The sequence below is a fragment of the Wolbachia endosymbiont (group A) of Portevinia maculata genome (genome assembly GCF_964028525.1).
Lineage (GTDB): Bacteria > Pseudomonadota > Alphaproteobacteria > Rickettsiales > Anaplasmataceae > Wolbachia.
The window spans coordinates 294859-312520 of the sequence record NZ_OZ034786.1; the positions used below are offsets into that span (position 1 = coordinate 294859).

Consider the following 17662-nt stretch of genomic DNA (forward strand, 5'->3'; position numbering starts at 1 on the left):
TGCCTATTCTTTAATTGGTGGAGCAGAAAAGACTCAATTTGAAGTATTAAACAAGTTAAAAGAGCTAGGATTCTGTGTTAATGAGTATAAATTTTTAGCAAACAATGTGGACGAAATGCTGGGGTTTTATAACAGAATCTGTGATAATCGCCATGAATTAGGTTACGATGTCGACGGGGTAGTCTATAAAATTAATAACTTACAGTTGCAAGAACATCTTGAAAATACTAACAAGGCACCACGTGAATCTACAGCACACAAACTTCCTGCAACTCAAGGAAAAACCAAGATAAAGAAGATATCAGTACAAGTAGGCAAAACAGGTCAATTAACTCCAATCGCTGAATTAGTTCCGATAAATATAGGAGGGGTTCTCATTACTAGGGCAAATCTGTATAATAAAGATGAAATTAAGCGCAAAGACATAAGGGAAGGTGATATCGTAGTAGTAGAACGAGCTGGAGATGTTATTTCCCGCATTGTAGAAGTGGATAAAAAGTCTCGTTCTCGGAATACACCAAAGTTTATATTTCCTGATACTTGCCCGGAATGCGGAAGTGCAGTAGATATATTTAAAGATGAAGCTACAGCTAGATGTTCCGGAGAAAACGGTTGCCAAGCACAGCGAATAGGAAAGTTAAAATATTTTGTGGAAGTTCTTGACATTAAAGGTTTTGGCAGTAACCAAGTGGAGTTCCTTTATGACCTTGGTTTGATAAGGAAAATATCTGACATTTTTGCTCTCGAAGAAAAACTCAAAAATTTCAACTTAAGTGAACAAGAGGGATGGGGTGAAAAATCAATATCTAATTTATTGAACTCAATCAACAGCAGAAGAACTGTAACGCTTGAAAAGTTTATAACTTCTTTGGGAATTAGACTTGTAGGACCACACGTAGCAAAAATACTAGCTAATCATTACAAATCTTATGATGGTTGGTATGAAGTTATGGCTCAATTACCTTATGATAGAGAAGCTCCTGATAAATTAATGAGCATAATAGGCATAGGCGAAGAAACTATAACTTCCTTGGAGGAATTTTTCTCTGATGAGGATAATATTGAAATGGTAAATGACCTTGCTGCTCAGTTAAATATTCTGCCTGTGGTTGCTAATACTAGCAATTCCATTTTTAATGGCAAAACAGTAGTTTTTACTGGAAAACTTTCAAAAATGGAAAGAAATGAAGCGCAAGCACTAATGGAATCTTTAGGCGCAATTGTGAGTTCAAATGTATCGCCTAAAACGGACTTCTTGGTTGTCGGTGAAAAACCTGGTCAAAGTATAAAAAAGCTTTAGAACTAGGTGTTAAAATTTTAACTGAGAAAGAATGGCTTTTTCATCATAAAAGAAACACTTAGACCAGTTCAGAATGGCCTTTATATGTATAACTTCAATTTTGGGGGCATAACTACTTAATTTCATCGCCAGGTTAGTCTCTTACACCAAAAATAAGTGTTTTTAGAGCTCTTTATAGCTCATGAATTCATTTGCAGGGGTTTTTAGGCGCTTTATGAGGGGGTTATAAAAAGATCTACTAAAAGGACCTCTAAGGTGCGTAGTAGTATTCTAAAGCCATCTATGGGAGACATTTTTTTCATCAACGCATTCAAAACTTAAAAAAATAAACTAAAAATAAAGAAGTTGAATATTTTTTCAGAATTATGTATAATTATTAATGCTTTTTAGGTACCCTTGCTATGGCTCTTTCGAAGTTTCTCGATCCAAAGAATGATGTCGCATTTCGCCGTATCTTTGGTACTGAAAAAAATAAAGGTATCCTTATTCACTTCCTCAATGATATTCTGGGTTTTGCTGGCAAAAATGCAATACAGGATATAGAGTTTTTAAGTACTATTCAAGACCCTGATATCGCCGCTAAAAAGCAAAGTATTGTTGATGTTCTCTGTAGAGATTCTACAGGTGCTCAATACATTTGCGAGATGGTGCGACCTGAAAGTCTTCGGTCATATTGTTTAAAGGGAGAGGAATTCCTTCAGAAAGAAACTGAAAGAGTTCTAAAACTTATTAAACCAGATGTTTTGCCATCTGAGTCTACGCATCAGTGCGAATCGGGTAACCGGTTGGTGCCGAGCGATGCGGACAATGAACCTCCTCTTGAAAAAGAAGATGCGTAATCGTAAGAGGAGCATAAACTACAAGCATCATGTGGTTGGAGGGCTAGGCTAGTGGTATGGTGAACGTAAGTGAAGCTTCGTAAGTATCGTAAAAATTGAAGAGCTAAAGATGCTGATAAGCTCTGACCAAAAGGTAATGTGGATAAGTTACATTTTTCATCTCTAGATGTACGCAAATAATAACTCCACCGGTATAGAGAAGTCACCTAACCCACTGTTGTATGACAGAAGGAACAGGGTAAGCCTGTATTTCCGCCTATATGGCAAGCAAACCGCAAGGAACGCTGATGAAAATGCAGGTAAAGGAAAATGGAGAAAGCGAATGCCATTTTGTAACGAAATGGATAGAATTTGTAACATTAATTCGCGTGAAAACGAGCAGACTTCCATTTGGTCCCTCGTGACAAGAAACTTTGTCAACCACTTAAGGTAGGAAAGCAGATGATTACAAGTAAAACTGTAAGTGCACCTACCAACAGCTCCGAAGCATGGAACCAGTTGCCATGGAAGAAATGCCAAAAGGTTGTTATGAGGCTACAAAGGCGTATTGTTAAGGCTGTTCAAGAAGGAAGATGGAGTAAGGTAAAATCTTTACAACATCTCTTAACACGCTCTTTTAGTGGAAAAGCTTTAGCCATTAAAAGAGTAACTGAAAACCAAGGAAAAACACAGCAGGTGTAGATCGTCAACTATGGTCAACTTACAATGCTAAATTTCAAGGAATAAAGCAGTTAAAACAAAGAGGGTATAAACCTTCTCCGCTAAAACGAATTTATATCAGTAAATCTAATGGCAAAAGAAGACCTCTTGGAATACCCACGATAAAAGATAGAGCCTATTACAAAAGGGTTCGATTTTCTCGGTTGTAATGTACGTAGATACAGCAAGAAATTAATTATTACGCCTTCGAAGGAAAGTGTTAAGAGGTTTCTTAAAAAAGCGCGTGCATTAATAAAAGCAAATATAGGTAGTTCACAAGCTGTAGTAATTAAATCACTCAATCCTCTACTAAGAGGATGGGGAAACTATTACCGTCATGTGTGTGCTAAAAAAGCGTTTAGTAAGATCGACAATGAAATTTGGCATAGTTTATGGAAATGGGCAAAGAAAAGACATCCCCGTAAAGGGTTACGTTGGATAAAGAATCGCTACTTCAAAGTAACGAATCATCGTCAATGGGTCTTTGCTATTTCTGTATGCAAGAACAAACCAAAGGAAATAAGGTTTATGAGCTTACTCAAACTAAGCGATATTCCTATTAGACGTCATATTAAAATCAGGGCGGATGCAAATCCACTTGACTTAAAATGGAAAAAGTATTTTGATAAAAGAGTGAAACGAACAAGAATGTTAGCAAGCTCTTTCTCAAGAGAAGGTTCTCTACTGTTAGTGTCACCACTAAAGATGCTGTTTTCCGAGGAATCATGAAAGACAAGCCGGTTCGAGAAAAGAAGAACTTAGATAAGGGGCTCAAGCGCAGTGCTGGGAAACCTGCATGCTGCGTTTCTAAGGGAGGGAGTAGTAGTAATACTACTTCCTTACCTAACCAGGTCGCTAAAACTAAAGGCTTTGAAAAACGCGCCCAATACTATGCTGCCAAAGCCTATTCAAGACAGGCTGACAAGGGCGATCAATACCATGACCTTAAGGAAATTATCTTCATTGCTATAGCAGATTGTGTACTGTTTCCTAATAAATCTGAGTACAAATCAAAGCATACTATTCGAGATGAAGACACTAATGAACACGATCTAAAAGATTTTTATTTTATATTTATTGAATTGCCAAAATTTCCGAAAACAAAAGAAGATCAGTTAGAAAATATAGTTGAAAAATGGATATACTTCTTTAAATATGCAGATGAGACTAGTGAAGAAGAGCTGGAAAAAATAATAGGTAGTGATGTAATAATTAAAAAGGCCTATGAAGAGCTAAATAGATTCAATTGGTCAGAGAAAGAATTTATTGCCTACGAACAGGAAATAAAACGTATTCTTGATGAACAGGCTGTCCTCGCTCAAAAACTCGATGATGCTAAACAAGAAGGTAGACAAGAAGGTAGACAAGAGGGCATCCAAATCGGCGAAGAAAAAGGTGAAATGAAAGCTAAAATAGCAGTTGCAAAGAATCTACTTAAAGCAGGGGTTTCTATTGATATTATAGCTCAAACTACTGGTCTTACAGTTAACGAAGTCAAAGACTTAAGCTAATTCTATCTTTGGGTGTATAGATGAACATCTTTATACTAGATGAAAACCCAGCAATTGCGGCTCAAATGTTATGTGATAAGCATATAGTAAAAATGCCATTAGAAACTGCTCAATTATTGAGTAATGTTTTTTCAACAGCATTGAAAGTGCCAAATCCTTTTGTCAGTATCATAAATCAGAATATAGAAGTCCCATATAAACTGACTCACAACAATCATCCTTGTTCTTTGTGGGCTAGGCAATCGAAAGGGAATTTTTGTTGGTTGATAGAGTACGGAAGAGAATTATGTAAAGAGTACACTTGGCGATACAAAAGAAAGCATAAATCAGAGGAAGTAATAAATTGGTGTGATAGTAATAAGGATTTACTCATTTTTCGATCAACTGATATGCAAGCTTTTATACAAGCACTGCCGGATCAGTATAAATGCAGCAGTTCTGTGGAAGCTTATAGGAGATATTATCTCAAGGAAAAGATGAGATTTGCTAAGTGGGAAAATGGCAGAGGAGCACCAGATTGGATAATAGGAAATCCTGCTACGTAATACCACAGCTAATACAGCTCATAAATAGAGAAGCCATCCAAATCGGACATGAAAAAGGCATCCTAATCGGCGAAGAAAAAGGTGAAATGAAAGCTAAAATAGCAGTGGCAAAAAATTCACTTAAGGCCGTTGTCTCTATAGATGTTATAGCTGAAATCACCGGACTTTCCCTTGACGAAATCAAACAGACTTTCTGATCAATCAACATTAGTTAGAGAAACAGTAGGAGCAAGTAGCCACAAAAAATGCAAACACCTGCTCCTTCCTTCACTCAGGCTCTATCTGATCAATTCAGTAGAATTAGTTGTAATTGATACGTTATTTAAATTGGTTCTAGGACCAGATAGAGCTACAGCTTTATTAGTACTTACTGATGAAGGATCAACATTTGCTTTGTCCAGTAAAGGCATCATTTCTTTCTGCAACATTTGCTCGATTTTACCTTTAAAAGACATTGAGAATTTCTCCTTTTGCTCTAATGCTGGACAAGCTTTTTCTGCATATGAGTACAGCATACCTGAGATTTCATGATAGTTTCCCGCTATGACTTTCTTAAGTACACTTAATTGTACTTCTTGAAAATTAATTTTTAATTGTTGTACCGATATACCACAACGAAAAGCTGCTTGTTTTAGTTCTGCTTCAAACTTATCTACGATATTTAATGAATAGCCTTGTGCCTCTTGCAAAGAAATCTGTTTATCTGCTGAAGAAGTATACATTTGTCTTTTACCTCTCTTGGCCAGCAACATATCAGCTAATAGTATTCTTCCATTTATATCAGATTGTGCTGAAATGCTTCTAATGTCTGGCACCACTTTAGTTTTATCGTCAATTCCTTTTACAAATTCTTTATTTACTAAAGGCGCTGATAATAGAGTCTGCTTGTTGGAAACGCTTTGAAAAGATAATCGACTCATTATGTTTACAAACCAACCTCGGATCTGGAACAAAAGTGGTTTTAAATAAGGTTGATTGATAGAACGACGGCTACGGTTCCCATTCTCTACTTCCATCGAAGAGTTTGCTACTTGAATTGTTTTGTAGTTTCTTTCCTTTACCAAACAATACGTTCGAACTTTTCTATATAATAATTCTACTATACTATAAAGTCAGCTATATTAACCTACTTTTGCCACATTTAGATATGAACTAATTTGTTTGGCTTTGTTGCAACAATTTTGCGTTTTTATTTTCACAACGCTGCTTTTATTTAAATTGTTCTCACAAAGGTAGGTACTTTTTTGTGATTTTTGGAAAAGTAAATGAACAAATTTTTTGTGACGCTAAAGGGACTTGTGTTTTTATAAAAGTAATACTTTTTATGATAAAAAGAGCATACAAAATAATAGCCACAAATCCAAATTTTTCACAAACTTTAAAACTCTTATCTCCTACAAGAAGGTCCTGCAATTGGTTCATTAGTTACATTGTTAAATACAGAGCTTGGCGCCTGCATATCTTGCAAAACAGTACTGTTATCAACTTCTATTACTACCTTCTCTACCATTTCTTCAACTATTTCATTAATAGTCAAAAAGTTTCTTATAACTACTTCTATCAATTCATCACTAACAGCGCCTTCTCTTACAACTCGTTCTTCATTAAACTTTATTCCTTCCATTATTGCACCTAGCACCTGCTCTAGAGAAAAGTTGTACTCCATAATACACTTCACAATCTTCCGTTTAATCTTTCTTTGATCTTTCAATATTGCTTTCCCTAATTTACTATCCATGTTGAAGTCAGATAACCTTTTCGTAAAAAGATCACTTACCTCCTCAGTAAGTTCTGCTTTGTGTTTTGCTTGTCTTAATTCTTCTTCTGATTTCTCTCGTTCTTCTTTCAATTGCTTAGATTCTTCTCTTTGCCTTTGGAAAGCTGTTTTCTTGCTTTGAAATCTATTACTCAATAATTCCTCTAAGCGTTTTAACATGAATACTATTACATTTCCTATTTCTTCTTTAGTCGGTACTTTACCTACCTTCGATTCCTTATAGGATCTCTTTACCTCTTCATTTAATTCATTATCATCATTCTTAACATAGGAATTTACCATAGCTCTTGTATGAAATAGTAATTCTCTGTAGGATAACTTATCCTCCTTTATGTTATCTTTATAAGATAATTGATTTTTCTTCTCTATTCTCTCTTCATGCGATGATTCACCCTCTACCTCTTCTTTGCTTTTTTCTTTCAAAACTTCCTTGCTATCTTTACTTTCTTTCAGTATGGAACTTATCTTATCAAGAGCATCTGAGTCGAAACGATAACCCTGAAGACTATAGCAATTCTTTTTGTCCTTAAGTAGTTTAGTAGCAAACTTATAGTATGCTTCCATCAAAGTAAAATAGTCTAACATAGGTAGTACAAAATTCTCATCTGGATTCACGCCATAAGATTGCCCTACTAGCATTTCATATTGTTCCTTGCTCTCTTTTAAGAACTTTTCTACTGCTTCCTTTATTACCTCAAGCAACTCAGATTTTTCACAACGAGCATTCAAAGACTCTAAGTAATCTACCCAACGTTTATAATATTCCTCCACATACCCATTATAAGCACTATCAAACTCCTTCCATCTTACTTCTATAACGTTGCTTAAAGACTCAATTTCTTTATATGTTATGTTCTTTATTGCCAACAACTTTTCACAAAGGAATTCAACAGATGCCTTTGCATCTTTTAAGTACCTATTTCTTGCCCTCATCAAAAATTCTTCTTCCTGATCAGCCAAGCGACTCAACTCAAACAAAGCAGACATTCCATCTATGGACGACACCTTTACTACTCTAGATATATCTTTTTCATCACTACTTAATGTGCTTAATGGTATGCGGTTATACATTCCATACAATAAGTAACAGTCTTTATTGAGAATAAACGTCTCATCCTGCATGATGTATGAATGTATATTCCTCAGAGCTTTTGTAGTCTGGTTAATTATTTTTTGCATTTCTTCATCTTTAACTTTTCCCTTGTCTGGATGGTGCTTTAATGATAAGTTCCTAAATTGTTTAATAAGACTTTCAAAATATTTGTTATGTTCCTCTTCACTCTTTGTTTTTTTTCTCACTCCACCCAAGCTTTTATCAAGATAAAATGGCATCCACTTTTTTTGCAATAAATCAAGTGCCTGACTTAAACTCAATTCTTTGTTATCAACTCTACATATGGTCCTGACTAATTTATCAATCCTACTTGCCTCTTCTAACCTATTTTCTTCCCTATATGCTTCCTGTGCAGTTTCAGGTACTTTTTCATCACTAGAAATAAGATTGTTGCTTTATAGTAATTTTTTACATGAACCTATTATATCAAACCCTAATACCATTTTCCCTCCAAGTTTATGATAACTATAAAGATAACTTAGCCTTGCAACGTAAAGTTGATGCAACGCAACGTTAGTAAATAAGGAATAGATTAAGCGTGAAGCAATCGAGTAATCATTGTAGTTCACTGCTCTATTTATTTGTTCTTCAGTGATCGTAATATCCTCTATCTGTTTACTCCATGGCCACCACCAATACTGCGGCATTCTCTCTAGTGCTTTCAGCAATTTAACACAATCCTCTTGGCTTACCACCCCAGCCTTTCTTTTTGTCATTTGATAGTCAACGGCAAGTGTAGTTATAATCCCTAGTACTATTAGGCTAGAAGTTACTACTGCAGCAAGATATACCCTGCGTGTTGATACAAATGAAACAAGCCCAGCAGAAAAAGCAACTATAGGAGTGAAAAAAGCTCCAACTCTTATATAGTCTGTGCGATAATCCCTTATCCTATATAACTCATCAAATAAAATTGGACCAAACTCCCATCCAAATAACCGATACTTTCTACGACTAGATAAGAACTCAACAACATTTTTTTGCCACTCAGGCAAACTGGATGCATGTTTCATCAATTTCTCCCCATTCCTATATTTGCACCATCCGAAACAATGAAGCTCTATCAAACTCACGTCCATATTTAATCTGAAGTTCTTTTGCAAGTTGGGAGATGATTCGTTTGCCATAGTCTGCACGTTTGTGCTTTAAGATATCTTGACCAATTCTGAAGCCAATTTCCCAATTTAACAATACTAGAGTAGAATTGAAATGTGTAGCAAGATGATTCTTTGCTCTATCTATTAAATTACTAATATCCCCTAATAAGCTAGTAGTGATATCCATCAACGCTATTTTCAATAAAGAACCATTATGGCACAAAAACTTATGTATGCAAGAGGTTACTTTCACCCCGAAAAAACATTACTACTTCCTCTTATTACCTTAAATCCACAGGAAAATCTCGCTTGAGTGAGGCTATATCTACACACTACGTTTTCTTTATTTTGCTTATAACTTCCACAAGCAGTGCAAACATAAATGAAGAATACAAATATCCTTTTGGTAATTCTATATGAAATCCATGAAGTATGAGGTACACACCGACAAGTAAAATAAATAAGATAGCAATTACTTTTAAACCTGGGTTAGATTTGATTAACTGGGCGGTATAACTTGATAAAAACAGCATTGCTAGCATGGAAAATGTAAATGCTGTAGCAATTATTATCATGTTATAAGTTAATGCTATAGCAGTTAATATCGAATCAACTGAAAAAACTAAATCTATTAATATAATTTGTAGCACAACTAAAAAAAATTTTGATTTAACGTTTGCTTTCTTTTTATTTTTCTTACATACAAAGATGTCATCCCATAACTCCATAGAGCTTTTAACAATAAGGAATAATCCCCCTGCGATCATAAGTAAATCCCTTGCTGAAATATTTAGCGATGCAGTGTGAAATATAGGTTTTTGCATTGACAATATAGATGATGTAAAAAATAGTATTACAAAACGCATTAATAGCGCTAATCCAAGGCCCATAAGGCGCACTCTTTCTCTCAGCGCATTTGGTACCTTATCTATTGCTAGAGAAATAAAGATTAAATTGTCTACACTAAGTATAGTTTCAAGTAGTGTAAGTGTCAGTAAAGTCCAAGCATCAGCTAGCATTTTTGTCCCAAATTCGGCTCTTCTTACTCTACAATAGATGTGTAAAAATTAAGTGACTTCACTCAGAAGTTTTATAGCAGCTCTCCAGAAAAACAGGATAACTGCTAATATAAAGTTCAGCAGCTTCTTCTATTTTTGTTTTTGAGCAAAATCGACAATAAGAGAGTTTCTTATTTTCATGCACGCAAATAAGATAAAGCCTTATTTTCATTTTTGACTTTATTTGAAAATAATATATACTATAAAAATAGTGTACTAGGTTGAATGAATATATATTAAAGGATCACCATCAGGCAAAGTATTCGCTGGTTATCAGGCATTTATACCTAACCCCTTGCCACCAAAATTTGAATGGGACAATGATTTAGTTAATAGTCTTTCCAGAGCAGATCATATTTTGGGTATGTTATCCAGGGAAGGAGCTAAATTGCCTAACCCTCATCTTCTCATACGACCCTTTATAGCACGTGAAGCAGTTCTTTCAAGTAGAATCGAGGGAACTCAAGCAACTCTTGGTGAAATTTTGGCTCAAGAAGCAGGTGCTAATGTAGATCGCAATCCCGATGATTTACAAGAAGTACGCAATTATATATCAGCACTCGATTATGGACTAAAACGTTTACAATCTTTTCCACTGTCGCTTCAGTTGGTTAAAGAAATTCACGGAAAACTTATGCAAGGTGTAAGAGGTTCTCACGCAACTCCAGGAGAATTTCGCCGAGTGCAAAATTGGATTGGAAGCCCAGGATGTACAATAGACACAGCAAAATATGTGCCACCAATGCCAGGTGAATTGATGGGTTGCTTGGACTCTTTTGAAAAATTTTTACATGATAGAACATTACCCCCACTTATACATATAGCTCTATGTCATTATCAATTTAAAGCGATTCACCCATTCTTGGACGGCAATGGACGTATTGGACGTTTATTAATAACATTACTTCTGATCGAAAGAAAATTATTACCATTACCTCTGTTATACTTAAGTGCATTTTTTGAAGCTACAAAAAGTGAGTATTATGACCAACTTTACAATATAAGCAACAGAGGCACGTGGCATGATTGGTTCTCTTATTTCTTAAATGGTGTAGTACTGCAATCATTGGATGCATTGTCAAGAGCAGAACGAATTAACATTTTGATTGCAAATTGGCAAACTGAAGTTAGTTCTAAAACTGAGGGAGTTGCGAGTGGTATTGTAAGGTATCTCGCTGTAAACCCTTACTTTACTATAAGGAAAGTGGTTGAAAACTTAGGTGTCGTATTTACAACAGCCCAAAGAGCAATCGTAAAGCTTGAAGATTTAGGCATCGTTTCACAAACTTCTCAAGGAAAGAGAGATCGGGTTTATTGTGCAACTGATATTTTGAATATTCTAGAAGAACCAACTAAGATTACAGAGAACTTCGATAGCACATTGTAGCTATTGTGATGAATAAATTCAGCAAACAGCAAGCTTAAAGAGTCTGATCCAATGGACATGCTGAACAAAAAGTAAGGAGCTCCTTTTGGAGAATTATATTAACTTATTAATTAATTGCTTGACTTTTAGCAGGATTTATTATATTATTTATTAATGAGTAATGCAATCAAATCAAGGAGGATAGCATGACTGGTGACGATAACAGAAAAACTTTACAATCGATAATTGCTAGCGAAAATCACAGTATAAATAGAGTTGGAAAGTTAAAAGATTTCCTTAAACAAAACAAAGAAATAACTATTAATAAAGACACATTTGCATGTGCTTTACGATACCAAAAAACTACAAAGGAAGCAATAGTACACGAAATTCTGCTTCATTTTATACAAAATCCTGGCGAGCAATCACTAGAACAAGTGATACAATGCTTAGATAGAGCAATAAAACCTAGGATATATGCAAAAAACAACCCAATAAGAAATCTAGATGAGGAACTTCGTACTCATATAAACTTTAAAGATGAAAAGGGAAATACATTACTACATCATGCAGTTATAGGTAAGAAAACTGAAGAAATAATCACCCTTCTTGTTACATATAGTGCAAATCCTTTGATACAAAACGCGGATAATAAAATTCCTTTAGATTTAGCTCAAGGAGAAACAAAAAAAGTGCTTATTAAAAGTATGAAAGAACAAGCTAATACGAAAAAAGAAAGCGCTATGATAGGCAGTTTGGTGCCTGGCGTAATAATTGGTGGTTTTCTTGGTGTTGTACTTGGAGCTGGTGTGTGTGTTGCAGTAAGTCTTTCTGGTGGTATGATACTAGGTGTAATGATAGCACCTGTTCTTGTTGCTAGTATAGCTGTTGGGCTGGCCATGTATTTTTTGAGTCAAGACTATGAACAGGCTAAAGCGATAGAAAAAACTATTAGCACTGTTAGCTCTGAAATATCTGTTGATGGTGCAAAAAGAAGGGCCACAACCTACGTATAGCTGACCCAAGCAACACGTCATACCGCGATTCATTCGCGGTATAGATTCCGCTAACTAGTAGCGGAATGACGAATGTGTCGTTTTTCAAATTGTCGTAAGTCACTTTAGCTATAATACACACAAGGAGGGTGTCATCCCAGCGCCCCTATGATGTCATCCCAGTGCTTGACACTGGGATCCAGAAAAGTTTGCTTGTTCACAAGCAAACTAGCATGGAAAGTAGCTGATCTTACACTAAATGAATGTTTTTGATGAGGTTGCATAGAAGCTGGATTCCAGTGTCAAGCACTGGAATGACACCATTTGCTGTGCAATTTACCTTCAAAAATGAATGTTCGTACAGCTATGCGCGGTATAGATTCCGCTAACTAGTAGCGGAATGACGAATTTGTCGTTTTTCAAATTGTCGTAAGTCACTTTAGCTATAATACATACAAGGAGGGTGTCATCCAAGTGTCCTGACTACTTGGATCCAAGAAATTTAATTGTTTTAAATTTTCCCCTCTATACACCTATCTAAAATTTATGTTATTCACATGTGCAATATAATCTATAATAACATTGAATTTATTACCAATACAATATATTAAAAAATATTATGAGCTTCGTAAGAGAAAAAAACACCCCTGTGATGGAGCAATATTTGAACCTGAAAGCTCAATACAAGGATCATCTGCTATTTTATAGGCTAGGAGATTTTTATGAGTTGTTTTTCGATGATGCTATTAAAGCTGCGAAATTGCTGAATATAGTGCTAACCAAGAGGGGCAATTCAAATGGGCAAGAAATACCAATGTGTGGAGTGCCAGCACACAGTAGCGAATCTTACCTACACAAGCTAATAGATTTAGGATTCAAAGTAGCAATCTGTGACCAATTAGAAACTGCTGATGAAGCAAAAAAGAGGGGCTATAAATCCATAGTAAAACGTGATGTAGTACGAGTTGTAACTCCAGGTACAATTATAGAAGATTCGCTACTGGAGGATAAAAGCAATAATTATCTCGCATCCATAGTTGAACAAAATGACGAATATGCTATTAGTTGGCTTGAATTATCAACGGGAAAATTTTTTCACACTTTAACGAATTTGAAAGCTCTAGATAGTGATTTATTGCGTATATCACCAAGAGAATTATTAATTTCTGAAAAATTCACTGAGGACGAAAAAATTAGATCGATTTTAAAAAATTATAAAATATCAATTACACAACACGCACAGAGTTTTTTTGAGTATAGTAAATCTCACAGAACGTTATGCGAGTTTTATAAAATCAGGGAACTTGGAAGTATAGGAAATTTCAGCAAAGTAGAAATCATGGCGTGCGGTGCACTGCTTGAATATGTCAGAGTAACACAAAGGGGCTCCATTCCAAGGCTTGAATTCCCAAAAACCTATAAGCAACAAAATTTCATGCTTATTGATGCTTCAGCAAGGAGAAATCTTGAGTTGTTTTCAACTCAATTTGGTGAAAAGAAAGGTTCACTAATTTCAGTTATTGATCACACAGTTACAGCCTCTGGTGGACGCCTGCTCAAACAAATGCTCGCTTCACCACTTGCTTGCTCCAAGGCAATCAATTTGAGGCTCAGCACCGCTCAATTTTTTGTAAATAATCATGAGCCACGCAGAAAAATACGAGAAATATTATCTAACATTCCAGATATTGAGAGGTCTTTATCGCGCTTAATACTAGGGCGTGGTTCACCAAAGGATATGAACCTATTAAAAATAGGCCTAGAAAAAACTTTAGAGTTGTCTGAGTTCTTATGTAAAATTGAATCAGGTGAAAATGGATCTCTCCCACAACAATATGTCATCCAAGTAGCTGACACTGGAATCCAGATGCAGATTCCAGCGTCACGCGCTGGAATGACAGTAAAATCAGACGAGAGTGAACTAAGCACAATACATAAAAGTCTTGGTAATCATAAAGATCTATTCGAGCTTCTAAACAGCGCTATACTTGATAATAACCTCAGTTCCGTGAAAGAAGGAGGATTTATCAATCCAAAATACAACTCAGAATTATCTGAGTTATCTTATATATTGAACAACAGTAACAAGTTGGTAACTAAGCTCCGTGAGTCTTATCGCGACCTAACTGGCATTGCCGCACTCAAAATATTACACAACAATATACTTGGTTATTACGTTGAAGTGTCAGCAAATCACAAAATAACTTCGGACATATTTATTCATAGGCAAAGCTTAGCAAATAGCATGCGCTACACTACTAATGAATTGAAAGAACTAGAAAATAAAATTCTTACGGCACGTGATGCTGCAATCAGCTTAGAAGTGAAAATTTTTAGTGAACTGTGTAGTGAAGTCGCTAAAGAATCTGAAAAAATTGCTCTTGCTGCAAATGCTTTGGCAAAACTTGATATTAGAGCCACTTTTGCGGAGCTTGCAGTGCAAAATAATTACGTAAAACCCATTATCGATGACAGTAAAGAGTTCAATATTCGCAATGGAAGACATCCAGTGGTTGAAGTTAACGATAAATTCATTGCAAATAGCATCAATTTAGCTGGTATACATCTAATTACTGGTCCTAATATGGCTGGAAAAAGCACTTTCTTGAGGCAAAACGCTCTCATTGCAGTTTTAGCTCACATGGGGTCATTTGTGCCAGCAGAGAGTGCGCATATTGGAGTGATTGACAAGATATTTAGCAGGGTTGGTGCAACAGATAATATAACAGCTGGTTATTCTACCTTCATGGTAGAGATGATCGAAACAGCAACGATAGTAAATCAGGCAACAGATCGTTCCTTGGTGATACTTGATGAAATTGGTAGGGGCACAGGAGTGTATGATGGCTTATCTATTGCTCAGGCGGTGATTGAACATATTCACAATGTAAATAAGTGCCGCGCCATTTTTGCAACTCATTATCATGAATTAACTAAAGTAAGCAAATACTTGAAGAACGTGAAATGTTTTTGTGTAAAAATAAGAGAGTGGAACGGAGAGGTTATCTTTCTACATGAAGTAATTGAAGGCATTGCAGATGAGTCATATGGAATACATGTAGCAAAACTTGCTGGTTTTCCTGATTCTGTTTTAAATAGAGCAAGTGAAGTATTTGAGGAGCTAAAGGCTTAAGAGGAAATTCTGATCTTACCCAGAAAAAGTAGAGAGAACCCTATGATATTATTTTTTGTAACATTGTTATACACGTCATGATAAGGGGGCTGGCAAAACGTGTCAAGTAAGTTTTTCGTTTCTATGTTATCCGCTACTTGGATGACAGAAAAGAGTGCTGGGATGACAGGAGGCAATGTAACCTCATTAAAAACTTAATTTCAGTCCAGTCAAGAGCACATAACCAGAGTTGCTATTTTCTACTTCAGGCTCTTTGGTACTAAATTTTACAATATCGAAATAGTATGAAGTGCCCATAAAAAATGGATATTCAAGGCTTAAAGCATATGATGTTAACTCGTTTGCTGCAATATCCCTACCACTATTGAAATATGTTAAGCTCAATTTGCGAGAATCAGAATGGTAAGCAATACCTGCATTCATATAATACGTATTATTTATTTCAGGATTACGCTTCTCACCAGATTTACCGCCATTACCATACGAAAAAATGCAATCAAGATCGAACAATTTTAGCTTCAAACCAAAATTCCAGTGCAGTAATTGATTACGACATTCATAATTTTTAGAAGTTCCATCTGAGCAATCAGTTAAATTTTCTCTTGCAAATTCACCAGTTAAGGCAGTAGTAAAATTTATATCATCTGATAGGCCATTTTTATAGGAAAGGCCAGCAGCAATTAAATTGCTGTACTGTAAGTTATTTTTTCCTGGGACATAACTGAACCCGAGTTGAAAGTTATAGATTTCAGGGGAGATGTAGTTAATTGATGATTGTTTTAACCCTAGTTCGAGTCCATTATAATTACTGTAAATGTTGGGTTTTACCCAAAATACCTTGTCTTTATCATATCCAGGGCCATTATCTCTGTTTTCGTTACCACGCAAATTTGCATAGTTTGTCCAATGACCATTTACTCCTCCAGCAGCTGTATAAATTTTTGAAGTGTTAATTAACATGCCCTGACTAACTAAACTTCTTTTACCATATTCAATTGATCCAAGCACCTGATTTTTAATGATGAAATACCATTCCTCCATGTCTAACTTTTCTATGTCTAACGCTTTTAGGTTTGCAATACCAGAAACTCCTGCCTTAACATTAAACCCCATTTGAGTATTTGGATAAACTTGCTGTAAATAAAGAAAGCGCAAGTATGAATAACTTGAAGTTTTATCCTTAGCCTTAGCATTGAAAGAACCTCTGTTGAAGGCGTAGCCGAATCTCAAATCTATTTTTCCGTCTAGTTCTACATAAAATATTTCCTTATCCAAAATTGTTCTAGAGCTAGCACTACTCTGCAAAAATAATGATGAAAGCAGTGCTACCAGGTAGTACCTTAACTTCATAAATAAACTTAAATTTTTATAAAAATTTAAGTTTAAACTCAATATAAATAAAAAACAACTTTTCAGAAGGCGCCGCTGGTAGATTTTGCTGCCCGTTTTTGAGCTATATTCCCATAAATTATTGATACACTTGGTAATTTTCGCTTTAATAACTGCTTATTAATGGCAGAATGTATACGATTAATTATTTTAGACGTACTTTTTACATCGCAGTTAATCAAAACAAAAAGCACTTTATTCTCATCAATATACCCTAGAAAATCATCACTACGGCAATTTTTACAAAAATGTTCTATGATAACTTTCAGTGCATCATTTGTCTCACTACAGCTACTATTTAAGCCAATCACTCCTATAGCTGCATTAATTTGATGTTGAAAGGCAAAATTTAATATAACGTATAACTCTAGAATAGTAGACTCATTGTTTGGTATATCGAATAAGTCATGGTTTTTATATTTTTTACCCATTAGATATTCATCTCTAAAGATTCCTAATTTATGAGACAAGCTGATATCACGTATCAATAGCTCATAATTTATTTTATTACTAGCAAATTGTGCAGTGCGGAAAACTTTTACTTTTGTCTTTATATCTTCTCCTTTAGCATCAGTTAAGGAAAAACCTATCACTTTAGGTAATACATCAAGTAAATCGTGTCCATTTTCGGTATACTCTAAATAATTCTTCATGTCGTCAGCTGCTCTTGCACTTAAAATATTGATTAACGGCTTATTAAGTAAATTCCCTTGCTCGTATTTTAACAAATTCCTTGCGGCTTGATTGAGCCCTAAAATTAATACGTTTTTTTTCTTATTATCCTGACAAACAGATACTACAGCATCATCTTTCCTTCTTGCAGTTATGAAATCATCCAT

Annotated in this window: 18 protein-coding genes and 1 pseudogene; 11 read left to right on the forward strand and 8 right to left on the reverse strand. The window is 35.3% G+C overall.

Features of this window, described 5'->3' with window-relative positions:
- Positions 1–13: 13 nt before the first annotated feature.
- From ligA to ABWU36_RS01515, 8 genes and pseudogenes are all read left to right on the forward strand, one after another.
- On the forward strand, positions 14–1300 hold the full coding sequence (gene ligA / locus ABWU36_RS01480) for an NAD-dependent DNA ligase LigA (RefSeq protein WP_253309937.1): 1287 nt from the start codon (positions 14–16) through the stop codon (positions 1298–1300).
- Between the two features lie 401 nt (positions 1301–1701).
- Positions 1702–1947: pseudogene (locus ABWU36_RS01485) on the forward strand (PD-(D/E)XK nuclease family transposase); the annotation flags it as partial.
- Positions 1948–2305: 358 nt separating this feature from the next.
- On the forward strand, positions 2306–2572 hold the full coding sequence (locus ABWU36_RS01490; RefSeq protein ID WP_265017506.1) for a hypothetical protein: 267 nt from the start codon (positions 2306–2308) through the stop codon (positions 2570–2572).
- Positions 2573–2580: 8 nt separating this feature from the next.
- A complete protein-coding gene (locus ABWU36_RS01495; RefSeq protein WP_253309103.1) occupies positions 2581–2820 on the forward strand; it encodes a reverse transcriptase N-terminal domain-containing protein in 240 nt (79 codons plus the stop codon).
- A 216-nt stretch (positions 2821–3036) separates the two neighbouring features.
- Positions 3037–3567, forward strand: a complete 531-nt coding sequence (locus ABWU36_RS01500) for a group II intron maturase-specific domain-containing protein (RefSeq protein ID WP_353273209.1) — start codon at positions 3037–3039, stop codon at positions 3565–3567.
- On the forward strand, positions 3564–4349 hold the full coding sequence (locus tag ABWU36_RS01505) for an Rpn family recombination-promoting nuclease/putative transposase (RefSeq protein WP_264688117.1): 786 nt from the start codon (positions 3564–3566) through the stop codon (positions 4347–4349). Before ABWU36_RS01500 ends, ABWU36_RS01505 begins: the two co-directional genes overlap by 4 nt.
- Before the next feature lie 20 nt (positions 4350–4369).
- Complete coding sequence (locus tag ABWU36_RS01510; protein ID WP_253309106.1) at positions 4370–4894, forward strand: pyrimidine dimer DNA glycosylase/endonuclease V; 525 nt, start codon at positions 4370–4372, stop codon at positions 4892–4894.
- A complete protein-coding gene (locus ABWU36_RS01515) occupies positions 4867–5091 on the forward strand; it encodes a hypothetical protein (protein ID WP_253309107.1) in 225 nt (74 codons plus the stop codon). Before ABWU36_RS01510 ends, ABWU36_RS01515 begins: the two co-directional genes overlap by 28 nt.
- A gap of 81 nt (positions 5092–5172) precedes the next feature.
- Here ABWU36_RS01515 and ABWU36_RS01520 read toward each other — a convergent pair whose 3' ends face one another.
- The 6 genes from ABWU36_RS01520 to ABWU36_RS01545 form a co-directional block, all read right to left on the reverse strand.
- Positions 5173–5910 (reverse strand): latrotoxin-related protein, encoded by a 738-nt coding sequence (locus ABWU36_RS01520; RefSeq protein ID WP_264688116.1) that lies wholly within the window; start codon positions 5908–5910, stop codon positions 5173–5175.
- A 371-nt stretch (positions 5911–6281) separates the two neighbouring features.
- The gene (locus ABWU36_RS01525; protein WP_353272918.1) at positions 6282–8045 is read right to left on the reverse strand and encodes a hypothetical protein; all 1764 of its coding nucleotides are present in this window, start codon (positions 8043–8045) and stop codon (positions 6282–6284) included.
- Positions 8046–8180: 135 nt separating this feature from the next.
- Positions 8181–8798 carry a hypothetical protein gene (locus ABWU36_RS01530; protein WP_353272919.1) on the reverse strand — a complete coding sequence of 206 codons (618 nt, stop codon included), beginning with the start codon at positions 8796–8798 and terminating at the stop codon, positions 8181–8183.
- Between the two features lie 16 nt (positions 8799–8814).
- Positions 8815–9069: a DUF1016 N-terminal domain-containing protein gene (locus ABWU36_RS01535; RefSeq protein ID WP_353272920.1), complete on the reverse strand. Its 255-nt coding sequence runs from the start codon at positions 9067–9069 to the stop codon at positions 8815–8817.
- 145 nt (positions 9070–9214) lie between these two features.
- Positions 9215–9901 (reverse strand): TerC family protein, encoded by a 687-nt coding sequence (locus tag ABWU36_RS01540; RefSeq protein ID WP_253309112.1) that lies wholly within the window; start codon positions 9899–9901, stop codon positions 9215–9217.
- A 58-nt stretch (positions 9902–9959) separates the two neighbouring features.
- The gene (locus ABWU36_RS01545) at positions 9960–10112 is read right to left on the reverse strand and encodes a hypothetical protein (RefSeq protein ID WP_265017599.1); all 153 of its coding nucleotides are present in this window, start codon (positions 10110–10112) and stop codon (positions 9960–9962) included.
- Positions 10113–10223: 111 nt separating this feature from the next.
- Between ABWU36_RS01545 and ABWU36_RS01550 the strand changes: the two genes are divergently transcribed.
- The 3 genes from ABWU36_RS01550 (at position 10224) to mutS (ending at position 15434) form a co-directional block, all read left to right on the forward strand.
- Positions 10224–11327: a Fic family protein gene (locus ABWU36_RS01550; RefSeq protein ID WP_353271036.1), complete on the forward strand. Its 1104-nt coding sequence runs from the start codon at positions 10224–10226 to the stop codon at positions 11325–11327.
- A gap of 185 nt (positions 11328–11512) precedes the next feature.
- A complete protein-coding gene (locus tag ABWU36_RS01555; protein ID WP_264732319.1) occupies positions 11513–12322 on the forward strand; it encodes an ankyrin repeat domain-containing protein in 810 nt (269 codons plus the stop codon).
- A 598-nt stretch (positions 12323–12920) separates the two neighbouring features.
- Positions 12921–15434: a DNA mismatch repair protein MutS gene (gene mutS, locus ABWU36_RS01560; protein WP_253309115.1), complete on the forward strand. Its 2514-nt coding sequence runs from the start codon at positions 12921–12923 to the stop codon at positions 15432–15434.
- Positions 15435–15620: 186 nt separating this feature from the next.
- Here mutS and ABWU36_RS01565 read toward each other — a convergent pair whose 3' ends face one another.
- Together ABWU36_RS01565 and ABWU36_RS01570 are read right to left on the reverse strand one after the other, a co-directional pair.
- On the reverse strand, positions 15621–16784 hold the full coding sequence (locus ABWU36_RS01565; RefSeq protein ID WP_253309116.1) for a porin: 1164 nt from the start codon (positions 16782–16784) through the stop codon (positions 15621–15623).
- Positions 16785–16846: 62 nt separating this feature from the next.
- Positions 16847–17662 carry a hypothetical protein gene (locus tag ABWU36_RS01570; RefSeq protein ID WP_353272921.1) on the reverse strand — a complete coding sequence of 272 codons (816 nt, stop codon included), beginning with the start codon at positions 17660–17662 and terminating at the stop codon, positions 16847–16849.

Coding starts and splice junctions, on each gene's coding strand:
- ABWU36_RS01490 (WP_265017506.1), top strand. CDS start 2,306: ATGTACGCAAATAATAACTCCACCGGTATAGAGAAGTCACCTAACCCA.
- ABWU36_RS01495 (WP_253309103.1), top strand. CDS start 2,581: ATGATTACAAGTAAAACTGTAAGTGCACCTACCAACAGCTCCGAAGCA.
- ABWU36_RS01505 (WP_264688117.1), top strand. CDS start 3,564: ATGAAAGACAAGCCGGTTCGAGAAAAGAAGAACTTAGATAAGGGGCTC.
- ABWU36_RS01510 (WP_253309106.1), top strand. CDS start 4,370: ATGAACATCTTTATACTAGATGAAAACCCAGCAATTGCGGCTCAAATG.
- ABWU36_RS01520 (WP_264688116.1), bottom strand. CDS start 5,910: ATGGAAGTAGAGAATGGGAACCGTAGCCGTCGTTCTATCAATCAACCT.
- ABWU36_RS01530 (WP_353272919.1), bottom strand. CDS start 8,798: ATGAAACATGCATCCAGTTTGCCTGAGTGGCAAAAAAATGTTGTTGAG.
- ABWU36_RS01535 (WP_353272920.1), bottom strand. CDS start 9,069: ATGGATATCACTACTAGCTTATTAGGGGATATTAGTAATTTAATAGAT.
- ABWU36_RS01540 (WP_253309112.1), bottom strand. CDS start 9,901: ATGCTAGCTGATGCTTGGACTTTACTGACACTTACACTACTTGAAACT.
- ABWU36_RS01545 (WP_265017599.1), bottom strand. CDS start 10,112: ATGAAAATAAGGCTTTATCTTATTTGCGTGCATGAAAATAAGAAACTC.
- ABWU36_RS01555 (WP_264732319.1), top strand. CDS start 11,513: ATGACTGGTGACGATAACAGAAAAACTTTACAATCGATAATTGCTAGC.
- mutS (WP_253309115.1), top strand. CDS start 12,921: ATGAGCTTCGTAAGAGAAAAAAACACCCCTGTGATGGAGCAATATTTG.
- ABWU36_RS01565 (WP_253309116.1), bottom strand. CDS start 16,784: ATGAAGTTAAGGTACTACCTGGTAGCACTGCTTTCATCATTATTTTTG.
- ABWU36_RS01570 (WP_353272921.1), bottom strand. CDS start 17,662: ATGGATGATTTCATAACTGCAAGAAGGAAAGATGATGCTGTAGTATCT.